Below are 4,250 nucleotides of genomic sequence, written 5' to 3'. Positions count from 1 at the left end.
TAGTTTTTTTTGTACCATGCTTTAACCAGTTCAAATTGGCTCTAATTCAATCTAGTTTTTTTACGACGTCAAGGGGGAGCAAATAATTTTTCCTTTCTTCCAAATTTTAGGCGCTTTATCCATGCAGCCAGTGGTGTTTTTGAATACAACATATTCTTCTACAGCTGCTATACTGTGTTTTTTTGCTACAATTACAGCACCTAGTTTTTTTGCAACATACGCATTATTTTACACTTTCTTTAGCATTTCTTTTGTTGATTCCACGATTTCTTCATCCAATAATTTTGATTTCAACACCAGTTAACTCTCGCCATTTTACTTACTTCAGCATAGCTTCTTTCCATTATTGCCTATCCGTTCCTTGTATAGTGGGAACTGGTACAAGTTTTAAGCACCGCAATTTAGCTGCTTTTAAACTGCAAATAACTTTCACTTTAATATTGAAGAAATTTACTAAATAAAAAAGGCAAAAGAACCATAGTGGGTAACTAGTTATTTGCATTCAACTTTCAAACACAGTGTCTTTATTATTCTAATGCTTAACAAGCGTAACTCAGTTGTTTTTAAGCTGCAATTAATCTCAACTACAGCATTAAGGAAACTACTAACAAAAAAAAGACAAAAGAAACTACGCGACAGCTAATTATTTACTATTACTTTACCAGTTGCATTTTTTAAATATTTTTAAGCACTTAGCAAGACAACTCACAGCACTAGTTGGTAATACAGATAACATGTAAAAAATATTAAGGTACACATAGTACAAAAAATTAAAGATGAGGCACCAGGTGCGTTAAGCTTTTCTGTCGCTTAATCTGTACAGAAAAGATAAATAACTAGCTTTAGTACTATGCAAGGAAGATAGCGAAGTTTGTCAAGAGATTTTTGCATTTCCATGAGCTGTGCAAATGATGCCCTCCTTGTAGCCTTGCATTCGTTTAATTTTCCATAATGGTTAAAATTAGTAGAAAGTCACTGCAAGTTCATGTATTTATAGGCTATAATAATTGAAGGTATGCGGTGTATGGACGATTTTATAAGAGTTAAGGGTGCAAGAGAGCATAATTTGCAAGGTGTAGATGTCAATATACCAAAAAATAAGCTAGTTGTTGTAACTGGGCTAAGTGGCTCTGGCAAATCTAGCCTTGCGTTTGACACAATTTATGCAGAAGGCCAGCGTAGATATGTTGAAAGCCTGTCAGCTTACGCGCGTCAATTTCTTAACATTCAAGACAAACCAGATGTTGAATCGATTACAGGCCTCTCTCCTGCAATATCCATTAATCAGAAGTCAATTTCAAAAAATCCAAGATCAACAGTTGGAACTATTACTGAAATTTACGATTACTTGCGCTTAATGTATGCACGAATAGGAGTACCTTATTCGCCTACAACAGGACTACCAATAACAAAGCAAACTATATCTCAAATTGCAGATACTATAATGGCGTTGCCTTTAGAAACTAAAATATATATACTTGCCCCCATTGTGCGAGGCAGAAAAGGAGAACATCTTAAAGAGATATTAGAAATAAAAAAGCAAGGCTACGTGAGGTTAAAAATAGATGGTGAGATACATAATATAGATGATTTACCTAAGCTCGATGAAAATAAGAAACACGATATTTCCGTTGTTGCAGATAGGATATTGGTATCAGACGATATAGGAAACCGACTGCCCAGCAGTATAGAATCAGCATTGAGGCTTGGCCACGGTTTAATGTACGCAAAAATAATGAGCTTGCCTGATAATCACAGTTCTGAGTATAAAAATGGTCAAATTTTAACTTTCTCAGAAAATTTTGCATGTCCGGAATCTGGCTTCACTCTTGAGGAAGTGGAACCAAGATTATTCTCTTTTAACAGTCCCTACGGTGCGTGTTATTCATGTAACGGGCTTGGCAAAAAGCTGGATATTGACATAAAGCTGATAGTGCCAGATGAAACGCTTTCAATATCTGAAGGTGCTTTAAGGCCAATGGGATCAATGTCTCGTCAAGTGCATGCAAGCTATGGATTACTAAAAAATGTAATCCTATCACTGGCTAAAAATCGCAAATTCAGCCTTGATATTCCGTGGAAGAACATAGATCAAGATGTAAAAGATGTAATACTTTTTGGTTCTAAAGAAATGAAGTTTCAAGGTTTGGTAGGCACCTTGAAAAACCAGATAGATTATGATGAAACGCTTATTGAACGATATTGCTCTGTCACTAACTGCAAGGAGTGTGTTGGTTTTAGAATAAGAAAAGAAGCCCTAACAGTGAAGATTGATGGTAGACATATAGGTGAAATATCTAGGCTCAGTATAGATGAATTCCTTAAATGGTTTAAGAATTTACCGAGTAATCTTACAGAACAACAGAAGCAAATCTCAAATAAAATATTAAATGAAATAATCAAGAGGCTAACTTTTTTAAAGAACGTAGGGTTGAGTTATCTTACACTTGATCGTGAATCTAGCACTCTCTCTGGCGGTGAGAGTCAAAGAATCAGGCTTGCTTCACAAATTGGTTCAGGGCTAACAGGTGTTCTATATGTGCTTGATGAACCATCAATAGGCCTTCATCAATGCGATAATGATAGATTAATTGCCACACTTAAAAACTTGAGAGATATGGGAAACACCGTGATCGTTGTTGAGCATGATGAAGATACAATAATGGCTGCTGACTATGCAATTGATATTGGTCCTGGAGCTGGTGTAAATGGAGGGAAAATTGTTGCAGAAGGGACACCAGATCAGGTGCAAAGGAGCCCAAAAAGCATAACAGGGCAATATTTGAGTGGGAAGAGAATAATCTCAATTCCAAAAAGAAGAAAGCGAGCAACTCAATACATAAAAGTGATAAATGCGTGTGAGAATAATTTAAAAAATATAGATGTTGAGTTTCCTATAGGGAACCTTATTTGTGTAACTGGGATATCAGGTGGGGGAAAATCAAGTTTAGTTATAGAAACGCTATATAAATATTTAGCACGTAAAATGTATGGTTCATCTGCGAAGTATGGTCAATGTGATAAGATTGAAGGTCTTGAATATATAGATAAAATTATAGAAATAGACCAATCGCCAATTGGCAGAACTCCAGCATCGAATCCAGCAACATATGTCGGCATTTTCACTCATGTAAGAAATTGGTTTGCAGGTCTCCCAGAGTCAAAAGCACGAGGTTATAACATAGGCAGATTTTCGTTTAACACCAAGGGAGGAAGGTGTGAAGCATGCAAAGGTGATGGACATTTAAGAGTAGAAATGCATTTTTTACCGGACGTTTATGTGAAATGTGAGCAGTGTAAAGGTCAGCGATATAATCGAGAAACGCTAGAAGTTACTTACGAAGGAAAATCAGTTTCTGACGTACTTGACATGACAATAGATCAAGCGTGTGATTTTTTTAAAAACCTTTCAATGGTAAAAGAAAAATTGATCTCTTTGCAGGAAGTGGGGCTTGGTTATATAAAACTTGGACAGCCGTCAACAACATTGTCTGGAGGCGAAGCACAACGGATAAAACTCTCCAGAGAACTGTCAAAAAGGTCTACTGGGAGAACATTATACATTCTTGATGAACCAACGACAGGATTGCATTTTGAGGATGTAAATAATTTACTGAAGATACTCCATAAGTTAGTCGATCTAGGAAATACTGTTATAGTCATCGAACACAACTTACATGTTATAAAAACTGCGGATTATATAATAGACATCGGCCCAGAGGGCGGGATGAAAGGCGGGAAAGTAGTTGCCACAGGAACTCCAGAAGAAATAATAGATATACCAGAAAGTGTTACTGGTAAATATCTTAAGCCATATCTGTTAAAGTCAATCAAGGTATAAAGTTGTTATAGTAACTAGGTATGTAATACCAATTCTCATTATACAAGAAACGGATAGACAGCAATGGAAAAGAAGCCATGCTGAAGTAAGTAAAATAGTAAAGTTTAACGGCATTGAAATCAAAATTATTGGATGAAAAAGTCGTAGAATCAGCAAAAGAAACGTTGAAGAGAGTGCGAAATAACGCATATGTCACAAAAAAACTAAATCCTATAATTGTAGCAAAAAAGCACAGTATAATAGCCGTAATAAAAATATGTTGCATTTCAAAAAACAGCATTGACTGCATGGATAAATCACCTAAAATTTGAAAGAGAAGAAAAATCTTTTGCTGCTCTAACTTCATAGAAAAACCAGATTGAATCAGAGTTAATTTGGATAAGTTGAAGTATGGATACAAGAAAACCCT

The 4,250-nt window shown here is 35.7% G+C and carries 1 protein-coding gene and 1 pseudogene; both read left to right on the top strand.

Annotation, left to right across the window (positions count from 1 at the left end; translation table 11 throughout):
* The first annotated feature begins 1,024 nt into the window (after positions 1-1,024).
* A complete protein-coding gene (uvrA, locus tag GO684_RS04860; protein WP_175939393.1) occupies positions 1,025-3,841 on the top strand; it encodes an excinuclease ABC subunit UvrA in 2,817 nt (938 codons plus the stop codon).
* Between the two features lie 113 nt (positions 3,842-3,954).
* Positions 3,955-4,174: pseudogene (locus GO684_RS04855) on the top strand (IS630-like element ISWpi10 family transposase); the annotation flags it as partial.
* Positions 4,175-4,250 lie beyond the last annotated feature (76 nt).

It is taken from the genome of Wolbachia endosymbiont of Litomosoides brasiliensis (assembly GCF_013366805.1).
GTDB lineage: Bacteria > Pseudomonadota > Alphaproteobacteria > Rickettsiales > Anaplasmataceae > Wolbachia.
The sequence above is the reverse complement of the archived record's forward strand: the minus strand, read 5'-3'. Positions and strand labels throughout refer to the sequence as shown.